This window comes from Streptomyces sp. PA03-6a (assembly GCF_033792765.1).
In the GTDB taxonomy this organism is placed as follows: domain Bacteria; phylum Actinomycetota; class Actinomycetes; order Streptomycetales; family Streptomycetaceae; genus Actinacidiphila.
In genome coordinates, this window is sequence record NZ_JARAVK010000090.1 from 1 (window position 1) to 22,167 (window position 22,167).

Genomic DNA, 22,167 nt, shown 5'->3' on the forward strand with positions numbered 1-22,167 from the left:
CTATTCTTTCTGTTGTTTTTTTTTTTTTTTGTGAGACTGTGCCGCTCGGGGTCTCACCGTGGCCTTTCGGTGGGAGGGGTCGGTTGGTTTAAAGGGCCGGCCCGAAGGACATGCGTGAGGGAGCGGTCGCGCGCAGCGGGGGGTCTGTGCGCACCGCTCCCTCACGCATGTCCTTACGGACCCGCGCGCCGTTTCGTTCAAACCCGAACGGCGACCGGTGGAAAAGATGCGCGACCGATCCGTTCCAGTGCCTCGTCCCGGTCGCACACGTGCGCCCCGAGCGCCGCGTGCCGGGCGACGATGCCCCGCTCGGCGCGCATCAGGTTCCAGCCGCGGCGCAGCAGGAAGGACAGCGACTTCCGGCCCTCGCGCAGGTCCCGGACGAACCGGCGGCGGGCGGTGGTGACCGCGCCGCGGCTCAGGCACAGCGCGTCGGCGAGCACGCCGAGTTCGGCGCAGCGCGTGACGATGTCGGCGGCGAAGATGCCCTCGGCTATGAAGAGCGGCGCCCCGTCGAGGCCGACCTCCGCCCCTCCGGTGATGGAGCTGGAGGAGAGCTCGTACACGGGGACGGCGGTCCGGCCCGTGGCGCACAGCTCCGCGACGGCGGCGACGGCCGCGTCGGCGTTCCAGGACAGCGGGGAGTCCCAGTCGGCGCCGATGCCGCTCGGCAGCATCGGGAGGGACGGGTCGTCACCCTCCTTGTAGAAGTCGTCCAGTCGCAGGACCGGCAGGCCGGTGCGGGCGGCGAGGGAGGACTTGCCGGACCCGGAGGGGCCGGTCAGCAGGATCACGCGGGCGGCGGGAGGGCGAGAGCTCACGGGACACCAGTGTGACGCATTCAGCCTTTGGAGTGACCCGCCGGGACATGCTTTGGATGCGTGATGTTCAACCAACTACCGTGAGTGACGTCATTGTCGCGTACGGGGACGGCCGCCGCGCCGTCCCGGGACCGGTCCGTACGCGGGCCGGGGACCAGGCAGGTGGATCCTCATGCCGCAGTTCTCCCGCACCCTTCTCCGCGCCACCGTCCTCGCGGTGTCGTCCGTCGCGGCCGTCGCCTCGGCCGGGGCGGCGCACGCGGACGCCCGGAGCGAAGGAGCGGCCACGGCCGCCAAGGCCGGCCGGGCGGCGACCTCGGCCCTGATCGGCACGGTGAACCACCTGCCGGTGAACCCGTTCGCGCAGACCAGCGTCAACCCCCTGGACAACGCCGTGGGTTCGCAGGTCGCCGACTTCAAGCCGGTCTCCACCGCGGACGTCACCAAGCCGGTCGCCGACAGCCGCTCGGTCGCCGACCTGCCGCTGATCGGCGACACCGTCAGGACCCTGCAGGGCGGCTGACGGCACGCGGACGCGTACGGCGGCGGGCCCCCGCGGGGACACATCGGTCGCGGGGGCCCGCCGCCGGGCCGTGCGGGCGGTGCCGGTCCCCCGGCGACGGGACGGGCCGCCGGGGGGACCGGGTCAGTAGGCGGAGCCCGAGGCCGCGCCGGCACCCGCGGGGTGCCAGACGGTCTTGGTCTCCAGGAAGGCCGTCAGGCGGTCCGTGCCGGGCTCGGCGGCCCAGTCCACAGCCTGTGGACGGAGCACGCGCTTGAGGTTGTCCGCGGCGGCGACCTCCAGTTCCTTCGCCAGCGCGGCGTCGTCCACCGTGCCCGCCAGGTCGAGCGCGTTGACGTCCATGTGCGCGGCGAGCGTCGGCGCGACCTCGGACGTGCGGCCGGACAGGATGTTGACGACCCCGCCCGGCAGGTCGGAGGTGGCCAGCACCTCGCCCAGCGACAGCGCGGGCAGCGGGGCCCGCTCACTGGTCACCACGACCGCGGTGTTCCCGGTGGCGATCACCGGGGCGATCACCGAGACCAGGCCGAGGAACGACGACTCCTGCGGCGCGACGACCGCGACGACCCCGGTCGGCTCGGGGCTCGACAGGTTGAAGTACGGCCCCGCCACCGGGTTGGCGCCGCCCACGACCTGGGCGATCTTGTCGGTCCAGCCGGCGTACCAGACCCAGCGGTCGATTGCGGCGTCCACCACGGCCGCCGCCTTGGACTTCGACAGCCCCTCGGCCTCGCCGACCTCGCGGACGAACTGCTCCCGGCGGCCCTCCAGCATCTCCGCGATGCGGTAGAGGATCTGCCCCCGGTTGTACGCGGTCGCGCCCGACCAGCCCGCGAAGGCCTTGCGGGCGGCGGACACCGCGTCACGGGCGTCCTTGCGGGAGGACTGCGGGGCGTTGGCGAGCCACTTGCCCTTGGCGTCGGTCACCTCGTACACCCGCCCGCTCTCGCTGCGGGGGAACTTGCCCCCGACGAACAGCTTGTAGGTCTTGAAGACGGACAGCCGCACCGTCTCGGACTTCTCAGACATCGAGGTACGCCTCCAGGCCGTGGCGGCCGCCCTCGCGACCGAAGCCCGACTCCTTGTAGCCGCCGAAGGGCGAGGTCGGGTCGAACTTGTTGAACGTGTTGGCCCACACCACACCGGCCCGGAGCTGGTTCGCGACCGAGAGGATGCGCGAGCCCTTCTCCGTCCAGATCCCGGCGGACAGGCCGTACGGGGTGTTGTTGGCCTTCTCCACGGCCTCGGCCGGGGTGCGGAAGGTCAGCACCGACAGGACCGGGCCGAAGATCTCCTCGCGGGCGACCCGGTGCGCCTGGGTGACCCCGGTGAAGAGCGTCGGCGCGAACCAGTAGCCCGCGGAGGGCAGTTCGCAGGCCGGCGACCAGCGCTCGGCGCCCTCGGCCTCGCCGGCCTCGGCGAGCGCGGTGATCCGGGCGAGCTGCTCGGCGGAGTTGATGGCGCCGATGTCGGTGTTCTTGTCCAGCGGGTCGCCGACGCGCAGCGTCGACAGCCGGCGCTTGAGCGCGTCCAGCACCTCGTCCGCGACGGACTCCTGGACCAGCAGGCGGGAGCCCGCGCAGCAGACCTGGCCCTGGTTGAAGAAGATGCCGTTGACGATGCCCTCGACGGCCTGGTCGATCGGCGCGTCGTCGAAGACGATGTTGGCGCCCTTGCCGCCCAGCTCCAGGGTGACCTTCTTCTTCGTACCGGCGACCGTGCGGGCGATCTGCTTGCCGACGGCGGTGGAACCGGTGAAGGCGACCTTGTCGACGCCCTCGTGCGCGACCAGCGCGGCACCGGCGTCGCCGTAGCCGGGGAGGATGTTGACGACACCCTTGGGCAGGCCCGCCTGGCGGCAGATGTCGGCGAAGAACAGCGCCGACAGCGGGGTGGTCTCGGCCGGCTTGAGGACGACCGTGTTGCCGGTGGCCAGCGCCGGGGCGATCTTCCACGCCAGCATCAGCAGCGGGAAGTTCCACGGGATGACCTGGCCGGCCACGCCCAGCGGACGGGGCGCCGGGCCGAAGCCGGCGTGCGCGAGCTTGTCGGCCCAGCCGGCGTAGTAGAAGAAGTGCGCGGCGACCAGCGGGAGGTCGGCGTCGCGGGTCTCCTTGATCGGCTTGCCGTTGTCCAGCGACTCCAGGACGGCCAGCTCGCGCGAGCGCTCCTGGACGATCCGGGCGATGCGGAACAAGTACTTGGCGCGCTCGGAGCCGGGCAGCGCCGACCACGACGCGAAGGCCTTGCGGGCGGCCTGGACGGCCCGGTCCACGTCCGCCTCGCCGGCCCGGGCGACCTCGGAGAGGACCTCCTCGCTGGACGGGCTCACGGTCTTGAAGACCCGGCCGTCGGCGGCGTCGGTGAACTCGCCGTCGATGAACAGGCCGTAGGAGGGGGCGATGTCGACGACGGAGCGGGACTCGGGCGCCGGCGCGTACGCGAAGGCGGAGCCCGGCTCCGGCTGCCCGGCCGGCCGGGTCTGCTGGGGCTGCTGGTTCTTCTTGGTCTGTGTCATCGGGGTTCTCAGTCCACCGTCACGTAGTCGGGACCGGAGTAGCGGCCGGTGCTCAGCTTCTGGCGCTGCATGAGCAGATCGTTCAGCAGGCTGGACGCGCCGAAACGGAACCACTCGTTGCTCAGCCACTCGTCGCCCACGGTCTCGTTGACGAGGACCAGGAACTTGATGGCGTCCTTGGAGGTGCGGATGCCACCGGCGGGCTTCACGCCGACCTGGACGCCGGTGGCGGCGCGGAAGTCGCGCACCGCCTCGAGCATCAGCAGGGTGTTGGCGGGGGTGGCGTTGACCGCCACCTTGCCGGTGGAGGTCTTGATGAAGTCGGCGCCGGCGAGCATGCCGAGCCAGGAGGCGCGGCGGATGTTGTCGTACGTCGCCAGCTCGCCGGTCTCGAAGATGACCTTGAGGTGGGCGGAGCTGCCGTCGGGACGGCGGCAGGCCTCCTTGACCGCCTTGATCTCCTCGAAGACCTTCAGGTAGTGGCCGGCGAGGAAGGCGCCGCGGTCGATGACCATGTCCACTTCGTCGGCGCCCGCGGCCACCGCGTCGGCGGTGTCGGCGAGCTTCACCGGCAGCGCGGCGCGGCCGGCCGGGAAGGCGGTGGCGACGGACGCGACGCGCACGCCGGAGTCGCCGAGGGCCTCCTTGGCGGTCGCGACCATGTCCGGGTAGACGCAGATCGCGGCGACCCGGGGGGTCGTGCGGTCGGTCGGGTCCGGGCTGACGCCCTTGGCGGACAGCGCCCGGACCTTGCCGGGGGTGTCCGCGCCTTCGAGCGTGGTCAGGTCGATCATCGAGATCGCCAGGTCGATGGCGTACGCCTTCGCCGTGGTCTTGATCGAACGGGTGCCGAGGCTTGCGGCGCGGCCTTCGAGGCCGACCGCGTCGACGCCGGGCAGCCCGTGCAGGAAGCGGCGCAGCGCGGCGTCGGAGGCCGTGACGTCGGCCATGGACGCCAGCCGGGCCGCGGCGTCGGGGCCGTGAGCGGGAACAGTGGTGGGCATGGTCACCACACCAGCATATCTACGCGCGTAGCGAATGTCACCGGTCGGAACGGGCCCGACTGTCCCCGTACGGGGGGCCCGGCAACCGAATCGACGGAACCGGTGGTCTGGTGGGTGAAGGGGGTCATCGATGAATCCAGACGACGAGGCGGAGTTCCAAGGCTACGTCCGTGCCAGATGGACCCATCTGGTCAGGACCGCCTATCTGCTCACGGGTGACCGGCATCACGCCGAGGACCTGGCGCAGACCGCGCTGGCCAAGGCCTACCGGTCCTGGCGGCGGGTGCAGCGCAGCGACAATCCGGACGCCTACGTGCGACGGATCCTGATCAGCTGCAACAAGGACCGGTTCCGCAAGAAACGCGTGGCCGAACGGCTCACGGACGTACCGCCCGAGGGCGCCGGAGCCGATCCCACGGCACGGGTGGCGCTGCGGGAGGAGCTGCTGGCGGCGCTCGGCGAGCTGCCCGCACGGCAGCGGGCCGTGGTCGTGCTGCGGTACTGGGACGACCTGTCGGAGACCGAGGTGGCCCACGCGCTGGGCTGCTCGGCAGGGACGGTCAAGAGCCAGGCGGCCAGGGGCCTGGCCAAACTGCGGGCCCGGCTGGGCACGGCCGTGGTGGCCGCGGAGCCCGTCGCCGTCGGGGCGGCCGCAGGGACGAGGCCGGGGCCATGGGGCCCGGCGAAGGACACGAGGGTCGAAGGAGGGGTCCGATGAGGGACAAGGCAGACACGGCGGGGTTCGGCCCCGCGGAGGGCGACACGGAGTTCGAGGCGCAGCTGCGCGAGCTCCTCGAGGAGCAGACGGACGGGCTGCGCACCGGTGAGGCGCCCTACGCCACGATCGTGCGCCAGGGCAGGACGAGCCGCAGACGCCGGGTGTTCGCCGCCGGGGCAGGGCTGGCGGCGCTGGTCGCGGTGCCGGGCACGGCCGTCGCGATGCACTACCAGCCCGGCGGCGCCGGCACGACCGCGCTGCCGGCTCACGACGCCCGGCCGTCCGTGACGGCGAGCGCCGTCCAGCCGCGCACCTCCGCCCCTGCGCGGGCGACCGGGCCCGAAGGCCCCGCGACGCCGGGGCAGCTGGCGGACGGGATCACGATGGAGCGGGCGGGCGAGGTGCTGGAGAGGTGCCTGGCGTACGGCGGGCAACACCAGCCCAAGGCGTCCGTCTTCGCAAGCGACTACGGGAAGGCCGAGGACTACCGCGTGATCCTCGCGCTGAACGCCACCGGCGACGAGAACTCCCCGGGCGACGGCATCCGTGTGGTGGCGGTCGGCACCGTGGACGGCGCCCCCGCCCGCCTGATCTGCACGGACAAGGACGGGAAGGCGGGCGGCATCAACAGCAGCGTCGGAGCGGACGGCGCTCCGGACCGCGGGCCCGTCGTGCCGGACGACAACGCCTACCGCCTCTACAAGCAGGACGGCACCACCGGCCCGGGGCTGCCGTACCACTTCCCCTTCCGCTGGGGCAGCATCGGCACGGTCGAGCCCGGGGTCGCCAGGGTCACCGTCTCCTGGGGCGGCGTCACCCGGCAGGCGGTGCTCGACCACGGCTACTTCGTCGCGACCGGGGTCCTCGCCGCACCGGAGGATTCCCTGCCGCACATCCAGGGCTACGACGCGGCGGGCAAGCGCGTCTACGACTCCAGGGAGGACAAGGGGTACCAGTAGGCGGCCGCTGACGCCGATGCACTAACGCAACCTCCGTCGCGCGGGGCGCAGGGCCGGGGTCAGGCACAATCTGATCTCATGACGAGTTCCGAGAACCCCGCCCCCGAACCGCAGCCCGACCCCGGGCAGCCGAAGTACGCCGAGCGCTCCTACCGCTCGACGGCCGGTGTCGTCGGCGGTGTGCTCATGCTCGCCATCACGCTGTGGCTCGGCATCGACGCGATCGTGCGCGGTACGGGCGACACGCCGTGGGTGGCCCTCGCGCTGCTGCTGCTGATCGTGCCGCTGGTCGTCGCGTTCACCCTGCGTCCGGTCGTCCTGGCCGGTGACGACCGCCTCCTGGTGCGCAACCCGTTCCGCACCGTCACCGCGCCCTGGAGCGCCGTGGAGGGGCTGCGCTCGGGGTATTCGACGGAGCTGTTCGCGGAGGGCAGGAAGTACCAGTTGTGGGCCGTCCCCGTGTCGATGCGCGCCCGCAAGCGGGCCGCGCGGGCCAAGACGCGCGCCGCCGCGGCGGGCGACCCGGGCGCGACGCTGGGGTCGCGTCCCGGTGCCACGGACTCGACCCGGGCCTGGTCCGACCGGGTCGTGGACGAACTGCGCGAGCTCGCGGAGCGGCACGGCGGCCGAGAGGGCGCACAGGGCGAGGTCACGGTCCGCTGGGCGTACGAGGTGATCGCCCCGGCGGTGGCGGGGGCGATCGTGCTGATCGTCCTGCTCGCCATCGGCTGAGCCGGCGGACCCGGGCGCGTACCCAGACGCCCCGGTCGTGCCCGAGCGGGCACGACCGGGGCGTCGGCGTCGTCGGAGCGTCAGGCCTTCGCCGCGGCCTCGTCCCGGGGGAGCCCGGCGGCGGTGGCGAGGTCGGCCTTGACGGCCGCGAGGACGTCGGCTGCCTGGGCGCGCACGCCGGCCAGCCGGTCGGCGCCCGGCACGGGCAGCACGACCTCCAGGTAGCACTTCAGCTTGGGCTCGGTGCCGCTCGGCCGCACGATCACCCGCGCCGACTCCACACCGGCTCCCGGGGAGCCGGCCAGCCGGTAGCGCAGGCCGTCGGTCGGCGGCAGCTCCGCGCTGCCCTTGGCCAGGTCCTCGGCGGTGACGACGGCGAGACCGGCCAGTGAGCTGGGCGGCCGCTCCCGCAGCCGGCTCATCGCGTCGTCGATGACCGACAGGTCGGCGACCCGCACCGACAGCTGGTCGGTGGCGTGCAGCCCGTACTCCAGGGCGATGTCGTCCAGCAGGTCGGAGAGCGTACGGCCCTTGGCCTTGAGCTCGGCGGTCAGTTCCGCGACGGCCAGGGCGGCGGTGACGCCGTCCTTGTCCCGCACGCCCACGGGGTCCACGCAGTAGCCCAGGGCCTCCTCGTAGCCGAACCGCAGGCCCTCCACCCGGGAGATCCACTTGAATCCGGTCAGGGTGTCGGCGTAACGCAGCCCCGCGCGGGCCGCGATGCGCGAGAGCAGGGAGGAGGAGACGATGCTCGCCGCGAAGGTTCCGCTGGCCCGGCGGTGCACCAGGTGGGTGGCGAGCAGCGCGCCGACCTCGTCGCCGCGCAGCATCCGCCAGCCGTCCGCGGTGGTGCGGTCCGGCACGGCCACGGCGCAGCGGTCGGCGTCGGGATCGTTGGCGACGACGATGTCGACGTCGGGGCCGAGGGCCCGGGCCGCGGCGAAGGCCAGGTCCATCGCCCCCGGTTCCTCCGGGTTGGGGAAGGCGACGGTCGGGAAGTCCGGATCGGGCTCGCCTTGCTCGGCGACGACGTGCGGGGCGGCGAACCCGGCCCGCTCGAAGGCGGCGGTCAGCACGTCGCGGCCGACACCGTGCAGGGGGGTGTAGACGACCGAGATATCGCGTGGCGTGTGCCGGTCCACGACCGCGGCGGCGCGGTCCAGGTAGGCCTCGACGACCTCCTCACCGAGGAGCTGCCAGCCCTCGTCCGCCAGCGGGACGCCGGTCAGCGGGCCGATCGCGGCGATCTCGTCGGCGATCCCGGCGTCGGCGGGCGGGACGATCTGCGAGCCGTCGCCCAGGTAGACCTTGTAGCCGTTGTCACGCGGGGGGTTGTGGCTCGCGGTCACGGCGATGCCCGCGACGGCGCCCAGGTGACGGATCGCGAAGGCCAGCACCGGCGTGGGCAGCGGCCCGGGCAGCACGGCCGCCCGCAGGCCCGCGCCGACCATGACGGCGGCGGTGTCACGGGCGAAGTCCACCGACTTGTGGCGGGCGTCGTGACCCACGACGACCAGCCCGTCGCCCTGGCCCTGCGCCTTGAGGTACGCGGCAAGACCGGCGGCGGCCCGGATGACCACGGAGCGGTTCATGCGCATCGGGCCCGCGCCGACCTCCCCGCGCAGCCCCGCCGTACCGAACTGCAGGGTGCCGGCGAACCGGGCCGCGAGGTCCTCGGCCGCCGCCGGGTCGCCGGACTCGACGGCCGTGAGCAGCGCCTCCAACTCGGCCCGGGTGTCGGGGTCCGGGTCCTCGGCCAGCCAGGTGCGCGCCTGAGGGATCAGCTCCGCCTTCTCGCTTGCGCTTGCCACGTGATGCTCCTGCGATGTCGTCTTCGGTGCCGCCCGCGCCGCGCGCGGGTCGGCCTGGGGCCTCCGGCCCGTCCTGCCCGCGACCGTTGCCACAGCGGGGGGCCGCGCGGCGGGATCCCGTCCGGCCGGGCGGCGGCGGAGCGGGCTGCCGCGACGGGCGCCGCCCGGTTACCTCCCCGTGGTGCGCCTTCCCTAACCAGGGTGCGGGCACCCCCGGGATCGCGCGCGGCATGCCCGTACGGGTGCGCCGGCCCGCCCCACCGGGGGGTGCGGGGCGGTCAGATGCGCTCGAGCACCTGGGCGAGCAGGCTGCCCATCCGCGCGGCGGAGTCGCGGCCGGCCTCCAGGACCTCCTCGTGGTTCAGCGGCTCGCCCGTCATGCCGGCGGCGAGGTTGGTCACCAGGGAGATGCCGAGCACCTCGGCGCCCGCCTCGCGGGCCGCGATGGCCTCCAGCGTGGTGGACATGCCGACGAGGTCGCCGCCGATGACCCGGACCATCTTGATCTCGGCCGGGGTCTCGTAGTGCGGGCCGGGGAGCTGGACGTAGACACCCTCCTCCAGGGAGGGGTCGACCTCCTTGCACAGGGCGCGCAGCCGCGGCGAGTACAGGTCGGTGAGGTCGACGAAGTTGGCGCCGACGATCGGCGAGGCGGCCGTCATGTTGATGTGGTCGCTGATCAGCACGGCCTGGCCGGGACGGTAGGTGGGGCGCAGCCCGCCGCAGCCGTTGGTCAGGACGACGGTCTTGCAGCCGGCGGCAACGGCGGTGCGCACACCGTGGGCGACGGTGGCGACGCCGTGGCCCTCGTAGAAGTGGTTGCGGCCCAGGAAGACCAGCGCCCGCTTGTCGCCGATCCGCACCGAGCGCACCTTGCCGGAGTGCCCGGCCACGGCGGGCGGCGGGAAGCCCGGCAACTCGGTCACGTCGAACTCGTACTCGGCCTCGCCGAGGGCGTCGGCGGCCGGCACCCAGCCGGAGCCCATCACCAGGGCGACGTCGTGGGTCTCGCCGCCGGTCAGCTCGCGCAGCCGGGCGGCGGCGGCCGTGGCGGCGGCGTACGGGTCGCCCAGCGGGGTTCGGGCGGCGTGGGGAGTTGCGGAAGAGTTCACGCGGATGAGAGTAGCCGGTTCTCTCCTACGCGCGTAGACGTCCCAGGTCACGGTCTGCGAAATTTCGGAGGATCCGCCGATTGACGGGCCCTGCGGGACCTTCCGGACGTCCTGCGGCCCTCGTTGCCGGCGGGTCAGCAGGGACGCTTGCGCAGTTCCATGACGTAGTCGTGCGGGGCGCCCGCGGACTCCGCCGCGTCGGCGATCTCCCCGAGGTAACGCGCGGACGGCAGGCCGCCCTCGTAGTCGTTGAGGACGTAGAGCCACGCGGGCACGTCGCCGTCGAGGGTGTGCACCCGCGCCATGTGGCGCCGGTAGATGCCCAGCGGGACGCCCTCCCAGCGGTCCATCGGCTCCTCGTCGACCGGGGCGATGTCGTACAGCCCGACGAAGACCTGGTGCAGCGGGTCCTCCACCAGGGTGGCGAGCGCGCCCTCCCAGCCCATCTGCTCGCCGCCGAAGGTGAGGCGCCAGCCGCTGAGCCAGCCGGTGCCGCGCAGGGGCGAGTGCGGGGCGCGGCGCGTCATCAGCCGGGCGTCGAGGTTGCCGGCGTAGGCGGCGTAGAGCGACATGGTCATGAGAGTACGACAGCGGGACACCGCCCCCGTAAGTGATCACTTGGCGCGTGCGGGACAATGGGGTACGTGACTCGGATCGTGATCATTGGTGGCGGACCCGGCGGATACGAAGCGGCCCTCGTGGCCAGCCAGCTGGGCGCGGAGGTGACCGTCGTCGACTGCGACGGTCTGGGCGGGGCTTCGGTGCTCACCGACTGCGTGCCGTCCAAGACCCTGATCGCGACGGCCGAGGTGATGACCACCTTCGACTCGTCGTACGAGGAACTGGGCATCATCGTGGCGGACGACACACCGCACGTCGAGCAGGCCGCCCGGGTCGTCGGCGTCGACCTCGGCAAGGTCAACCGGCGGGTGAAGCGCCTCGCGCTCGCCCAGTCCCACGACATCACCGCCTCCGTCACCCGTGCGGGTGCCCGGGTGATGCGCGGCCGCGGCCGGCTGGAGGGCATGCAGGCGATCGACGGCTCCCGCACGGTCATCGTCGAGGCGGCCGACGGCACTTCCGAGACCCTCACCGCCGACGCCGTCCTGATCGCCACCGGCGGCCGCCCCCGCGAGCTGCCCGACGCGAAGCCGGACGGCGAGCGGATCCTCAACTGGACGCAGGTGTACGACCTGGACGAGCTCCCCGAGGAGCTCATCGTGGTCGGCTCCGGTGTGACCGGCGCCGAGTTCGCCGGCGCGTACCAGGCCCTGGGCTCCAAGGTGACGCTCGTCTCGTCCCGCGACCGCGTCCTGCCCGGCGAGGACCCGGACGCGGCCGCCGTCCTGGAGGACGTCTTCCGCCGCCGCGGCATGAACGTCATGGCCCGCTCCCGTGCCGAGTCCGTCAAGCGGGTCGGCGACCGCGTCGAGGTCACCCTCTCCGACGGCCGGGTCATCACCGGCAGCCACTGCCTCATGGCGGTCGGCGCGATACCGAACACCGCCGCCATGGGCCTGGAGGGCGCGGGCGTCAAGCTCAAGGACTCCGGCCACATCTGGACCGACAAGGTCTCCCGCACCTCGGCCCCCGGCGTGTACGCGGCCGGTGACGTCACGGGCGTCTTCGCGCTCGCCTCGGTCGCGGCCATGCAGGGCCGGATCGCGATGTACCACTTCCTGGGCGAGACGGTCGGCCCGCTCAACCTCAAGACGGTCTCCTCGAACGTCTTCACCGACCCCGAGATCGCGACCGTCGGCTACACCCAGGCCGACGTCGACGCGGGCGTCATCGACGCACGGGTCGTCAAGCTCCCGCTGCTGCGCAACCCGCGCGCCAAGATGCAGGGCATCCGGGACGGCTTCGTGAAGCTGTTCTGCCGTCCGGGCACCGGCATCATCGTCGGCGGCGTGGTCGTCTCGCCGCGCGCGAGCGAACTCATCCACCCCATCTCGATCGCGGTCGACAACAACCTGACCGTCGAACAGATGGCGAACACCTACACGGTCTACCCGTCGCTCTCGGGCTCGATCGCCGAAGCCGCACGGCAGTTGGCGACCCGCAAGGCGGCCGGGGAGCTCTGAGGCCCGCCTCCGGAGCCGGTGCCGGGCGCCACCCGGGCGAATGCCCTCGTCTCTATAGCACGGGACGTCCGGCACTGCGAACAACTTCTGTTAATCGGTGCAAACTGCTGATAGCAGACGGTCATTGGCGTTACTGTCAGTTTCGTGTTCGCAGCAGAACGTCGCCAACTGATCCTCGAAATGGTGCGCGCCAACGGAGCGGTTTCGCTCCGTGAGCTCGCCCGCGTCGTCCAGACCTCGGAAGTGACCGTACGGCGTGACGTGCGGGCGCTGGAGGCAGAAGGACTGCTCGACCGCCGGCACGGCGGTGCGGTGCTGCCGGGGGGCTTCACCAGGGAGTCCGGCTTCCCGCAGAAATCCCATCTATCGACCGCGGAGAAGACGGCGATCGCCGATCTCGCGGCAGGTCTCGTCGAGGAGGGCGAGGCCATCGTCGTCGGCGCCGGCACGACCACCCAGGAGCTGGCACGCCGGCTCGCCCGGGTGCCGGGGCTGACCGTCGTCACCAACTCCCTGCTGGTGGCACAGGCACTGGCGCATGCGAACCGGGTCGAGGTCGTCATGACCGGTGGCACGCTCCGCGGCTCCAACTACGCGCTGGTCGGCAGCGGCGCAGAACAGTCCCTGCAGGGGCTGCGGGTGTCGCGGGCCTTCCTGTCCGGGGCGGGACTGAGCGCGGAACGCGGGCTGTCCACGTCCAACATGCTCTCCGCCAGCGTCGACCGGGCCCTGGTCCAGGCGGCGGCGGAGGTCGTGGTCCTGGCCGACCACACCAAGCTGGGCACGGACACCATGTTCCAGACCGTGCCCACGGACCTGATCACGCATCTGGTCACGGACGAACCGCCGGCGGGCGACGACCGCGCCGCGACGGAGCTCCAGGCCCTGGCCGACCGCGGTGTCCAGGTCGCCGTCGCGTCGACCGACGGGGCGGACAACGGGATGCCCCACGGGCGGCAGCGACGGGAGATGCCGCCCGTGCCGGGACCCCGGCGCCATCAGCACCCCTCCGGCAACTACCCGGGCGGTACGGCACCCGGCGAGCCGCGCGCCAGGGCCGCCGGCCAGTCGGGCGGCGGCGTGTCGGGCATGTCCCCGCTGCGCACCGCCCAACTGGCCGGGGAGCAGCAGGCCGCCCGGATCGCCGACCTGGCCCCGCGGCGCCGCTAGGCCTGCACCCAGGGCGTCCCGGACGGAGAACGCCGCGGGCCCCAGCCGATCACCGGCTGGGGCCCGCGGCGTTCGTGCTGCCGTCCGCGGACGGGACGTCAGTCCTTGATCTCGCAGAGGAGGGCACCCGAGGAGACGGAGGAGCCGACGTCCGCGGTGAGGCCCTTGATGGTGCCGGCGCGGTGGGCGTTGATGGGCTGCTCCATCTTCATCGCCTCCAGCACCACGACGAGGTCGCCCTCGTTGACGTGCTGGCCCTCCTCGACGGCGATCTTGACGATCGTGCCCTGCATCGGGGAGGTCAGGGAGTCACCGGAGGCGGCGGAGCCGGCCTTCTTGGTGGCGCGGCGCTTGGGGCGGGCACCGCCGGCGGCGGCGGTGCGGGCCAGGGTCATGCCCAGCGAGGCGGGCAGGGAGACCTCCAGCCGCTTGCCGCCGACCTCGACCACCACGGTCTCACGGCCGGGCTCGGCGTCCTCCTCGGCGTCGGCCGGGGCGGCGAAGGGCTTGATGTCGTTGACGAACTCGGTCTCGATCCACCGGGTGTGGACGGTGAACGGACCGGGCTTGCCGTGGACCTCGGGCGCGAAGGCGGGGTCGGCGACCACCGCGCGGTGGAACGGGATGGCGGTGGCCATGCCCTCGACCTGGAACTCGGCCAGGGCGCGCGCGGCGCGCTGCAGGGCCTGCTGCCGGGTGGCGCCGGTGACGACCAGCTTGGCCAGCAGGGAGTCCCAGGCGGGGCCGATCACGCTGCCGGCCTCGACACCCGCGTCCAGACGCACACCGGGGCCGGTGGGCGCGTCGAAACGGGTGACGGTGCCGGGGGCGGGGAGGAAGCCCCGGCCGGGGTCCTCGCCGTTGATGCGGAACTCGAACGAGTGACCGCGCAGCGGCGGGTCGTCGTAGCCGAGCTCCTCGCCGTCGGCGACGCGGAACATCTCGCGGACCAGGTCGATGCCGGTGACCTCCTCGGTGACCGGGTGCTCGACCTGCAGACGGGTGTTCACCTCCAGGAAGGAGATGGTGCCGTCCGTGCCGACCAGGAACTCGCAGGTGCCGGCACCGACGTAGCCGGCCTCCTTGAGGATGGCCTTGGACGCCGCGTACAGCTGGGCGTTCTGCTCCGGGGTCAGGAAGGGCGCGGGGGCCTCCTCCACCAGCTTCTGGTGGCGGCGCTGCAGCGAGCAGTCCCGGGTGGAGACGACCACGACGTTGCCGTGGCTGTCGGCCAGGCACTGGGTCTCCACGTGCCGGGGCTTGTCGAGGTAGCGCTCGACGAAGCACTCGCCGCGGCCGAAGGCGGCGACGGCCTCGCGGACGGCCGACTCGTACAGCTCGGGGACCTCGTCCAGGGTGCGGGCGACCTTCAGCCCGCGGCCGCCGCCGCCGAAGGCGGCCTTGATCGCGATCGGCAGGCCGTGCTCGCGCGCGAACGCCACGACCTCGTCGGCGCCCGACACGGGGTCGGGGGTGCCGGCGACCAGGGGCGCTCCGGCGCGCTGGGCGATGTGGCGGGCGGCGACCTTGTCGCCGAGGTCGCGGATGGCCTGCGGCGGGGGGCCGATCCAGGTCAGCCCGGCGTCCAGGACGGCCTGGGCGAAGTCGGCGTTCTCCGACAGGAAGCCGTAGCCGGGGTGGACGGCGTCGGCCCCGGACTCGGCTGCGGCCGCCAGCACCTTGGAGATGTCCAGGTAACTGGTGGCCGGGGTGTCACCGCCCAGCGCGTACGCCTCGTCGGCCACGCGCACATGCAGCGCGTCCCGGTCCGGCTCCGCGTAGACGGCCACGCTGGCGATCCCGGCATCCCGGCAGGCACGGGCGACGCGGACTGCGATTTCACCGCGGTTGGCGATGAGCACCTTGCGCACGATGGCTCCCTCCTTGAAACAAGCAGAGTTTAGGTACTGGCGACACTTCGTGCCGAGGCACCCCTGGGGGTGAGCTTGCCCACACGGAGGGTGATACGGGTCTCCAATCGGGACCCGGATGCCTTGGCTTCCTACGGTAAAGCCCCATTTATCCCGGTGCTTGAGGCCCTGGGGTGTGGGCCGGGTCACCGTCCTCCACCGTGGCCGACGTGGCGCTTTTTTTGTGGGAACTCCACGAAGGCCCGGGTAAATCTTTGCCGGACCGGCGCCCCATACGGGTGGTGCCGCGCGGACTCTTGCCGCAACTCCTACCCGTTAGTAGCGTTCGGCCCACGAAATACCGCCGGTAATGGGGTCCTGGGACAGGGGGCGCGCAGTGCGCAGAAGTGTCGCCGTGGCGGCGGCTGTGTTGTTGGTCCTGGAGGCGTTCGGCTTCGCCTTCGTCAACTGGATCATGGGCATAGCCGTGCGCCACCAGCAGATGTCCCTGGCCGGGCTCGATCCGGACGCCATGGCGGCGGGCGCGTGGGCGGCCGGTGTGCTGATGGCGCTCTTCCTCATCGGCTGCGCGGTCGTCCTCGTCCGCATGGCGCAGCGCGACCGGGCGCCGGGCCGCTTCGGCCGGATCGTGCTCATCGTGTGCGCGGTGACCCACGCGGTCCTGGGCGCGGGCCTGGCGGCCCCGGTCGGCTGGGCCGCGTTCGTGGGGATGATGGTGATCCTGGGGTTCGTGGTGCTCGCCCTGGTGCTCTACGCGGGGGAGGAGGCCCCGGCCTCCGGTCCGGCCTCCGGTCCGGCCTCCGGTCCGGCCCCCGGGCCGGGCGACGAGCCCGGCGGGAGCACGCCCCCGCCGCCAGTGGCCCCCGCCGCCGTCTGAGCGGGCCGGCCGGTCGGACCGGTCGGCCCGGTCAGACCCAGAAGTCGGTGATGCGCAGGTCCAGCTCGGCGAGCAGACGGCGCAGCAGCGGCAGCGAGATGCCGATGACGTTGCCGTGGTCGCCCTCGATGCCCTCGACGAACGGCGCGGAACGGCCGTCGAGGGTGAAGGCGCCGGCCACGTACAGCGGCTCGCCCGAGGCGACGTAGGCGGCGATCTCGTCGTCGTCCGGGGTGCCGAACCGCACCGTGGTGGAGGCGGTGGCCGAGACCCGGCGGCCGGTGGCGAGGTCGATGACGCAGTGTCCGGTCCGCAGCACACCGGAGCGGCCGCGCATGGACTTCCAGCGGGCCGTGGCGTCCTCGGCGTCGGCCGGCTTGCCAAGCGCCTGGCCGTCCAGGTCCAGGACGGAGTCGCAGCCGACGACCACCTCGCCGTCGGCGAGCTGGGCCGCGACCACCGAGGCCTTGGCCTCGGCCAGCACCCGGGCCAGCTCGGCGGGGGTGTCGGCGCTGATCGCGTCCTCGTCGACGCCGCTGACGACGACCCGCGGGTCGAGCCCGGCCTGCTTCAGCAGTCCCAGGCGCGCGGGGGAGGCGGAGGCGAGGACGAGCGGGCGGGGGCTGCGGCTGCTGTCGGTCATGCCCGTCATCGTAGTCAGCCGCGCCAGGCCACCAGGGCCGTGATCAGGGGGACGGCGACGGCGATCACGATCATCGCGCGGCGCAGCATCGCCTGCGCCTGCCGCATCTCCTCGGGCGGTTCGTCGGACGGGTCTGACCACAGCATGCCGTCCAGGTTGCGCCGTGGCGGACGCCCGCGCCTGAGTACGGATACTCAGGCGCGGGCGGGCATGCGGACCATTTCCGTCCGCTCCGTGCTCAGTGCGGCCAGTAGGTGGCGCGCCAGGCCGCCGGCGCCGGGCGCATCATCCGCCCGGGGACGTTGCGCGCGGGGGAGGCCCACTCGTCGGACGCCCGCGGGCCGTCGGCGGGCCCCGTGGCCGCCGCGGCCCGGGCCTGGACGAGGGCCACGACGGCCGCCAGCTCCTCGGGGGTCGGGTTGCCCCGTTCGACCTTGATCACCATGGCTGGGCGCGCTCCTTAGAGGGGGATGTTGCCGTGCTTCTTGGGGGGCAGGCTCTCGCGCTTGTTGCGCAGCGTCCGCAGCGCCTTCACCAGGTGCGTGCGGGTCTCGGAGGGCAGGATCACGCCGTCGACATAGCCGCGCTCCGCGGCGACGTAGGGGTTGAGCAGGGTGTCCTCGTACTCCTGCATCAGCTGGGCGCGCAGCGCCTCCGCCTCCTCCGGGGAGCCCGCCTCGGCCAGGGTGCGGCGGTGCAGGATGTTGACGGCGCCCTGGGCGCCCATGACGGCGATCTGGGCGGTCGGCCAGGCCAGGTTGAGGTCGGCGCCGAGGTGCTTGGAGCCCATGACGTCGTAGGCGCCGCCGAACGCCTTGCGCGTGATGACGGTGATCAGCGGGACGGTGGCCTCGGCGTACGCGTAGATCAGCTTGGCGCCGCGCCGGATGATGCCGTTCCACTCCTGGTCGGTGCCGGGCAGGAAGCCGGGCACGTCGACGAAGGTGACGACCGGGACGTTGAAGCTGTCGCAGGTGCGGACGAAACGCGCCGCCTTCTCGCTGGCGTTGATGTCCAGGCAGCCGGCGAACTGCATCGGCTGGTTGGCGACGACGCCGACCGGGTGGCCCTCGATCCGGCCGAAGCCGGTGACGATGTTGGGCGCGAACAGCGCCTGGGTCTCCAGGAACTCGCCGTCGTCCAGGACGTGCTCGATGACCTGGTGCATGTCGTACGGCTGGTTCGCCGAGTCCGGGATCAGGGTGTCGAGCTCGAGGTCCTCCGCCGACACCTCCGGCTCCGCCTCCTGCGGGAAGGCCGGGGCCTCCTGGAGGTTGTTGGACGGCAGGTAGGACAGCAGCGCCTTGACGTACTCGATGGCGTCCTTCTCGTCGCCGGCCATGTGGTGCGCGTTGCCGGACACGGTGTTGTGCGAACGGGCGCCGCCCAGTTCCTCGAAGCCGACGTCCTCACCGGTGACGGTCTTGATGACGTCCGGGCCGGTGATGAACATGTGCGAGGTCTGGTCGACCATCACCACGAAGTCGGTGATGGCGGGGGAGTAGACCGCGCCGCCCGCGCAGGGGCCCAGGATGAGCGAGATCTGCGGGATGACGCCGGAGGCGTGGGTGTTGCGGCGGAAGATCTCGCCGTACAGGCCGAGCGAGGTGACGCCCTCCTGGATGCGCGCGCCGCCGGAGTCGTTGATGCCGATGACCGGGCAGCCGGTCTTCAGCGCCCAGTCCATGACCTTGACGATCTTCTCGCCGTAGACCTCGCCGAGCGCGCCGCCGAACACGGTGAAGTCCTGCGAGAAGACCGCCACCGGGCGGCCGTCCACGGTGCCGTAGCCGGTGACGACGCCGTCCCCGTAGGGGCGGTTCTTCTCCAGGCCGAAGTTGGTCGAGCGGTGCCGGGCCAGCTCGTCCAGTTCGACGAAGGAGCCCTCGTCCAGCAGCAGTTCGATGCGCTCACGCGCGGTCAGCTTGCCCTTGGCGTGCTGCTTCTCCACCGCGCGCGCCGAGCCGGCGTGGGTCGCCTCGTCAACGCGGCGGCGCAGGTCCGCGAGCTTCCCCGCGGTGGTGTGGATGTCGATCTCCGGCTCGGCCATGGGAGGCGGCTCTCCTGCTCTCGTCGGGTCGTTCTGAGGGTGTGACGTGACTGGCGAGTAATGCTGTTTTCGTAGCGTAACCGCGCGGATGCTGCCCGGTCAGTGCGGCGTTGGCCACACTCCACTCCCAGGGTCCGCCTTCCCGGCCGCCGCGTCGTCCCGGGCCCTGGCGGGCGCGTCCACGGCGATCCGGAGGGCAGACCCTAGGCTGGGAGGTATGACCTCGAACCGCTGGTCCGACCTCGAGCGGCCGCCGCTCAACGCGGCCGCCCTGCGCCGCGCGATCGTCACCCCCGACAGCCTGTGGACCGACCTGGACGTGGTCGGCTCCACCGGCTCCACCAACAGCGACCTGGGCGCCCGGGCCCGGGAGGGCGCCGCCGAGGGCGCGGTGCTGGTCGCCGAGGAGCAGTCCGCGGGGCGCGGCCGCCTGGACCGCCAGTGGCAGGCCCCCGCCCGTTCCGGGCTGTTCTTCTCCGTGCTGCTGCGGCCGACGTCCGTCCCGCCCCGGCGCTGGGGCTGGCTGCCCCTGCTGGCCGGTGTGGCGACGGCCACCGCCGTGGCGCGGACGGCGGGCGTGGACACCGGGCTGAAGTGGCCCAACGACGTGCTCGTCACCGTCGACGGCGAGGAACGGAAGACCGGCGGCATCCTCGCCGAGCGCGTCGGCGACGACGCCGTGGTGATCGGCATCGGCCTCAACGTCACCCTCCGCGAGGAGGAGCTGCCGGTCCCCGCCGCGGGCTCGCTCATGCTCGCCGGGGCCAAGGTCACCGACCGCGACCCGCTGCTGCGCGCGGTGCTGCGTTCCCTGGCCGACTGGTACGGCGAGTGGCTTCGCGCCGACGGCGATCCGGCCGGCTCCCGGCTGCAGCAGGCGTACGCCGCCGGCTGCGTGACGCTCGGCCGCACCGTACGGGCCGAACTCCCCGGCGGGGGCGAGGTCGGCGGGCGGGCGGTGGCCGTCGACGACGACGGGCGGCTGGTCGTCGCGACCGGCGAGGGCGAGCGGGCGGTCGCCGCGGGCGACGTCGTCCACGTGCGGCCGGCGGGACAGTGAGCCAGGCCACACCTGCCGTATTGTTGAGGCGGCAGCCTCCGACGCGGTGATCGGAAGGGCCGGTGCGCAGGGACCCAGGAGGGGGCGGGCGGTGACCGTGGACGACGCGAGCGACCTCCCGCCGCACGAAGAGCCGGGCGGGCCTCGTCGCGAACAGGCGGAGCGCGAGGAGCGCGACGAGCACGAGGAGCCCGAGGAACGGGGCGGATCCACCCGGTCCCACGCCATCGAAGAGGACCCGATCGCCCTGCGCCTGGAGCACTTGATCCTGGGCTCCGGACGGCACTACACACCTTTTCAGGCGGCCCGCAGCGCCGGCGTCTCCATGGACCTCGCCGCCCGGTTCTGGCGCGCGATGGGCTTCGCCGACATCGGCCAGGCACGCGCGCTGACCGAGGCCGACGTCCTGGCGCTGCGCCGCCTGGCCGGTCTGGTCGAGGCCGGGCTGATCAGCGAGAGCACGGCGATCCAGGTCGCCCGCTCCACCGGCCAGACCACGGCCCGGCTGGCCGAGTGGCAGACCGACTCCTTCCTGGAGGAGCTCACCGAACCGCCCGAACCCGGCATGACCCGGGGCGAGGTGGCCTATCCGCTGGTCGAGCTGCTGCTGCCGGAGCTGGAGGAGTTCCTCACCTACGTGTGGCGGCGCCAGCTTGCCGCCGCCACCAGCCGGGTCGTCCGCTCGGACGACGAGGAGGCCGTCGACCGCCGGCTGGCGGTCGGCTTCGCCGACCTCGTCGGCTTCACCCGGCTCACCCGGCGGCTGGAGGAGGAGGAACTCGGCGAACTGGTCGAGGCCTTCGAGACCACGGCCGCCGACCAGGTGGCCGCGCACGGCGGACGGCTCATCAAGACCCTCGGTGACGAAGTGCTGTTCGTCGCGGACGACGCCGGCACGGCCGCCGAGATCGGCATGCGGCTGATCGAGACGATGAACGGCGACGAGACGATGCCGGCGCTGCGCGTCGGCATGGCCTTCGGCACCGTCACGACCCGCATGGGTGACGTCTTCGGCACCACGGTGAACCTGGCGAGCCGGCTGACCTCGATAGCGCCACGGGACGCGGTGCTCGTCGACGGCGAGCTGGCGCAGGCGCTCGTCGCGGCGGGCGAGGCACCCGAGTCGGAGGCGGAGCTCGAGCCCGGGTCGGAGGAGAAGTACCGCTTCGGGCTGCAGCCCATGTGGCGGCGGCCGGTGCGCGGTCTCGGCGTGGTCGAGCCCTGGCTGCTGAACCGCCGGGGCGGCTGAGCGGGCACGCCCACTACGCTGGCGGTCGACGGTTCACGATCGTTAACAGCGACCCGGAGGTGGCGGCGCGATGGCCGAGCAGCGGTTTGGCGAGTGGGTGGCGGTACGCAGGCACGGTGACGCCGGGCGGGTGGCGGAACTGGTGCTGGACCGGCCCAAGGCGATGAACGCCATCTCGACGGACATGGCCCGGGCGGTCACCGAGGCGTGCGCGGCGCTGTCCGCCGACCGGTCGGTCAGCTGCGTCGTGCTCACCTCGACCCACGAGCGGGCGTTCTGCGTGGGCGCCGACCTGAAGGAGCGCAACTCCTTCACCGACGCCGACCTCGCGCGGCAGCGCCCGTACACGCGGGCCGCCTACACGGCCGTGCTGGAACTGCCGATGCCGTCCGTGGCCTCGGTGCACGGCTTCGCCCTCGGCGGCGGGTACGAGCTGGCGCTGGCGTGCGACGTGATCGTCGCCGACCCGACGGCCGTCGTGGGGCTGCCGGAGGTCACGGTGGGCGTGATCCCCGGTGGCGGCGGCACGCAGTTGCTGCCGCGCCGGGTGGGCGCGGCCCGGGCGGCGCAGCTGATCTTCACCGGGCGCCGGGTGCCCGCGGCGGAGGCGCTGGCGCTGGGTCTGGTGGACGTGCTCGCGGAGCAGGGCCAGGACCGTGTGGAGGCGCTCGGGCTGGCCTCGCGGATGGCCGGGAACTCGCCGGTGGGCCTGCGTGCGGCCAAGCGGGCGCTGCGGCTGGGCCAGGGCACGGACCTGCGGACCGGGCTGGACGTCGAGGACGCCGCATGGCGCACGGTCGCCTTCTCCGGGGACCGCACCGAGGGTGTCGCGGCCTTCAACGAGAAGCGCGACCCGGTGTGGCCGGGTGAGTGATTGAGGCGGAAAACGACCGCGCCGACGGGCGCGTAACGTGCGGGGCCGTGCGAACGTCGCAAACTGGTAAAAAGTCTGCGGGCGACAGGAG

General features: G+C 72.8%; 22 protein-coding genes. 10 read left to right on the forward strand and 12 right to left on the reverse strand.

What is annotated here, in order from left to right:
- Nucleotides 1-197: 197 nt before the first annotated feature.
- Complete coding sequence (locus PV350_RS21885) at nt 198-821, reverse strand: ATP-binding protein (RefSeq protein ID WP_499513620.1); 624 nt, start codon at nt 819-821, stop codon at nt 198-200.
- 172 nt (nt 822-993) lie between these two features.
- Here PV350_RS21885 and PV350_RS21890 point away from each other — a divergent pair, with 172 nt between their 5' ends.
- Nucleotides 994-1,344 carry a hypothetical protein gene (locus PV350_RS21890; RefSeq protein ID WP_499513621.1) on the forward strand — a complete coding sequence of 117 codons (351 nt, stop codon included), beginning with the start codon at nt 994-996 and terminating at the stop codon, nt 1,342-1,344.
- 123 nt (nt 1,345-1,467) lie between these two features.
- Here the strand turns inward: PV350_RS21890 and PV350_RS21895 are convergent, their stop codons facing one another.
- The 3 genes from PV350_RS21895 to deoC are packed head-to-tail and all read right to left on the reverse strand — an operon-like array spanning nt 1,468 to nt 4,866.
- A complete protein-coding gene (locus PV350_RS21895; RefSeq protein ID WP_499513622.1) occupies nt 1,468-2,373 on the reverse strand; it encodes an aldehyde dehydrogenase family protein in 906 nt (301 codons plus the stop codon).
- Nucleotides 2,366-3,862 (reverse strand): aldehyde dehydrogenase family protein, encoded by a 1,497-nt coding sequence (locus PV350_RS21900; RefSeq protein ID WP_500335530.1) that lies wholly within the window; start codon nt 3,860-3,862, stop codon nt 2,366-2,368. The genes PV350_RS21895 and PV350_RS21900 overlap by 8 nt, the downstream gene beginning before the upstream one ends.
- 8 nt (nt 3,863-3,870) lie before the next feature.
- Nucleotides 3,871-4,866 carry a deoxyribose-phosphate aldolase gene (gene deoC / locus PV350_RS21905; RefSeq protein WP_500326830.1) on the reverse strand — a complete coding sequence of 332 codons (996 nt, stop codon included), beginning with the start codon at nt 4,864-4,866 and terminating at the stop codon, nt 3,871-3,873.
- Between the two features lie 130 nt (nt 4,867-4,996).
- On the opposite strand from deoC, the gene PV350_RS21910 reads away from it, so the two are divergent.
- From PV350_RS21910 to PV350_RS21920, 3 genes are all read left to right on the forward strand, one after another.
- Complete coding sequence (locus tag PV350_RS21910) at nt 4,997-5,584, forward strand: SigE family RNA polymerase sigma factor (RefSeq protein WP_499513624.1); 588 nt, start codon at nt 4,997-4,999, stop codon at nt 5,582-5,584.
- Nucleotides 5,581-6,543 (forward strand): hypothetical protein, encoded by a 963-nt coding sequence (locus PV350_RS21915; protein WP_500335532.1) that lies wholly within the window; start codon nt 5,581-5,583, stop codon nt 6,541-6,543. The genes PV350_RS21910 and PV350_RS21915 overlap by 4 nt, the downstream gene beginning before the upstream one ends.
- A 78-nt stretch (nt 6,544-6,621) precedes the next feature.
- The gene (locus PV350_RS21920) at nt 6,622-7,275 is read left to right on the forward strand and encodes a PH domain-containing protein (RefSeq protein ID WP_499513626.1); all 654 of its coding nucleotides are present in this window, start codon (nt 6,622-6,624) and stop codon (nt 7,273-7,275) included.
- Nucleotides 7,276-7,355: 80 nt separating this feature from the next.
- On the opposite strand, the gene PV350_RS21925 is transcribed toward PV350_RS21920, so the two are convergent.
- The 3 genes from PV350_RS21925 to PV350_RS21935 form a co-directional block, all read right to left on the reverse strand.
- Nucleotides 7,356-9,086, reverse strand: a complete 1,731-nt coding sequence (locus PV350_RS21925; RefSeq protein ID WP_500335534.1) for a phospho-sugar mutase — start codon at nt 9,084-9,086, stop codon at nt 7,356-7,358.
- Nucleotides 9,087-9,364: 278 nt separating this feature from the next.
- Entirely contained in the window at nt 9,365-10,198 is an 834-nt protein-coding gene (locus PV350_RS21930) for a purine-nucleoside phosphorylase (protein ID WP_499513628.1), read from the reverse strand.
- A gap of 134 nt (nt 10,199-10,332) precedes the next feature.
- Entirely contained in the window at nt 10,333-10,770 is a 438-nt protein-coding gene (locus PV350_RS21935; RefSeq protein ID WP_499513629.1) for a gamma-glutamylcyclotransferase family protein, read from the reverse strand.
- Nucleotides 10,771-10,833: 63 nt separating this feature from the next.
- On the opposite strand from PV350_RS21935, the gene PV350_RS21940 reads away from it, so the two are divergent.
- Nucleotides 10,834-12,282, forward strand: coding sequence for an NAD(P)H-quinone dehydrogenase (locus PV350_RS21940; RefSeq protein ID WP_499513630.1), 1,449 nt, complete (start codon nt 10,834-10,836; stop codon nt 12,280-12,282).
- Between the two features lie 180 nt (nt 12,283-12,462).
- Nucleotides 12,463-13,452, forward strand: a complete 990-nt coding sequence (locus tag PV350_RS21945) for a DeoR/GlpR family DNA-binding transcription regulator (protein ID WP_500335551.1) — start codon at nt 12,463-12,465, stop codon at nt 13,450-13,452.
- Nucleotides 13,453-13,550: 98 nt separating this feature from the next.
- Here the strand turns inward: PV350_RS21945 and PV350_RS21950 are convergent, their stop codons facing one another.
- Nucleotides 13,551-15,323 carry an acetyl/propionyl/methylcrotonyl-CoA carboxylase subunit alpha gene (locus PV350_RS21950; RefSeq protein WP_499513631.1) on the reverse strand — a complete coding sequence of 591 codons (1,773 nt, stop codon included), beginning with the start codon at nt 15,321-15,323 and terminating at the stop codon, nt 13,551-13,553.
- 394 nt (nt 15,324-15,717) lie between these two features.
- Here PV350_RS21950 and PV350_RS21955 point away from each other — a divergent pair, with 394 nt between their 5' ends.
- Complete coding sequence (locus PV350_RS21955) at nt 15,718-16,200, forward strand: hypothetical protein (RefSeq protein WP_500335536.1); 483 nt, start codon at nt 15,718-15,720, stop codon at nt 16,198-16,200.
- Between the two features lie 31 nt (nt 16,201-16,231).
- Here the strand turns inward: PV350_RS21955 and PV350_RS21960 are convergent, their stop codons facing one another.
- The 4 genes from PV350_RS21960 to PV350_RS21975 form a co-directional block, all read right to left on the reverse strand.
- On the reverse strand, nt 16,232-16,843 hold the full coding sequence (locus PV350_RS21960; protein ID WP_499513633.1) for a Maf family protein: 612 nt from the start codon (nt 16,841-16,843) through the stop codon (nt 16,232-16,234).
- A 14-nt stretch (nt 16,844-16,857) separates the two neighbouring features.
- Nucleotides 16,858-16,989: a morphogenic membrane protein MmpB gene (gene mmpB, locus PV350_RS21965; protein WP_499513634.1), complete on the reverse strand. Its 132-nt coding sequence runs from the start codon at nt 16,987-16,989 to the stop codon at nt 16,858-16,860.
- 92 nt (nt 16,990-17,081) lie between these two features.
- Nucleotides 17,082-17,288, reverse strand: a complete 207-nt coding sequence (locus PV350_RS21970; protein ID WP_499513635.1) for an acyl-CoA carboxylase subunit epsilon — start codon at nt 17,286-17,288, stop codon at nt 17,082-17,084.
- Between the two features lie 15 nt (nt 17,289-17,303).
- Complete coding sequence (locus PV350_RS21975) at nt 17,304-18,893, reverse strand: acyl-CoA carboxylase subunit beta (RefSeq protein ID WP_499513636.1); 1,590 nt, start codon at nt 18,891-18,893, stop codon at nt 17,304-17,306.
- Nucleotides 18,894-19,110: 217 nt separating this feature from the next.
- On the opposite strand from PV350_RS21975, the gene PV350_RS21980 reads away from it, so the two are divergent.
- The 3 genes from PV350_RS21980 (at nt 19,111) to PV350_RS21990 (ending at nt 22,076) form a co-directional block, all read left to right on the forward strand.
- Nucleotides 19,111-19,953: a biotin--[acetyl-CoA-carboxylase] ligase gene (locus PV350_RS21980; protein ID WP_499513637.1), complete on the forward strand. Its 843-nt coding sequence runs from the start codon at nt 19,111-19,113 to the stop codon at nt 19,951-19,953.
- A 91-nt stretch (nt 19,954-20,044) separates the two neighbouring features.
- Complete coding sequence (locus PV350_RS21985) at nt 20,045-21,202, forward strand: adenylate/guanylate cyclase domain-containing protein (protein WP_500335539.1); 1,158 nt, start codon at nt 20,045-20,047, stop codon at nt 21,200-21,202.
- Between the two features lie 70 nt (nt 21,203-21,272).
- Nucleotides 21,273-22,076, forward strand: coding sequence for an enoyl-CoA hydratase/isomerase family protein (locus tag PV350_RS21990; protein WP_499513639.1), 804 nt, complete (start codon nt 21,273-21,275; stop codon nt 22,074-22,076).
- The last annotated feature ends 91 nt before the right edge of the window (nt 22,077-22,167 follow it).

Coding starts and splice junctions, on each gene's coding strand:
- PV350_RS21890 (WP_499513621.1), top strand. CDS start 994: ATGCCGCAGTTCTCCCGCACCCTTCTCCGCGCCACCGTCCTCGCGGTG.
- PV350_RS21895 (WP_499513622.1), bottom strand. CDS start 2,373: ATGTCTGAGAAGTCCGAGACGGTGCGGCTGTCCGTCTTCAAGACCTAC.
- PV350_RS21900 (WP_500335530.1), bottom strand. CDS start 3,862: ATGACACAGACCAAGAAGAACCAGCAGCCCCAGCAGACCCGGCCGGCC.
- deoC (WP_500326830.1), bottom strand. CDS start 4,866: ATGCCCACCACTGTTCCCGCTCACGGCCCCGACGCCGCGGCCCGGCTG.
- PV350_RS21910 (WP_499513624.1), top strand. CDS start 4,997: ATGAATCCAGACGACGAGGCGGAGTTCCAAGGCTACGTCCGTGCCAGA.
- PV350_RS21915 (WP_500335532.1), top strand. CDS start 5,581: ATGAGGGACAAGGCAGACACGGCGGGGTTCGGCCCCGCGGAGGGCGAC.
- PV350_RS21920 (WP_499513626.1), top strand. CDS start 6,622: ATGACGAGTTCCGAGAACCCCGCCCCCGAACCGCAGCCCGACCCCGGG.
- PV350_RS21935 (WP_499513629.1), bottom strand. CDS start 10,770: ATGTCGCTCTACGCCGCCTACGCCGGCAACCTCGACGCCCGGCTGATG.
- PV350_RS21940 (WP_499513630.1), top strand. CDS start 10,834: ATGGGGTACGTGACTCGGATCGTGATCATTGGTGGCGGACCCGGCGGA.
- PV350_RS21945 (WP_500335551.1), top strand. CDS start 12,463: ATGGTGCGCGCCAACGGAGCGGTTTCGCTCCGTGAGCTCGCCCGCGTC.
- PV350_RS21960 (WP_499513633.1), bottom strand. CDS start 16,843: ATGACCGACAGCAGCCGCAGCCCCCGCCCGCTCGTCCTCGCCTCCGCC.
- mmpB (WP_499513634.1), bottom strand. CDS start 16,989: ATGCTGTGGTCAGACCCGTCCGACGAACCGCCCGAGGAGATGCGGCAG.
- PV350_RS21970 (WP_499513635.1), bottom strand. CDS start 17,288: ATGGTGATCAAGGTCGAACGGGGCAACCCGACCCCCGAGGAGCTGGCG.
- PV350_RS21975 (WP_499513636.1), bottom strand. CDS start 18,893: ATGGCCGAGCCGGAGATCGACATCCACACCACCGCGGGGAAGCTCGCG.
- PV350_RS21980 (WP_499513637.1), top strand. CDS start 19,111: ATGACCTCGAACCGCTGGTCCGACCTCGAGCGGCCGCCGCTCAACGCG.
- PV350_RS21990 (WP_499513639.1), top strand. CDS start 21,273: ATGGCCGAGCAGCGGTTTGGCGAGTGGGTGGCGGTACGCAGGCACGGT.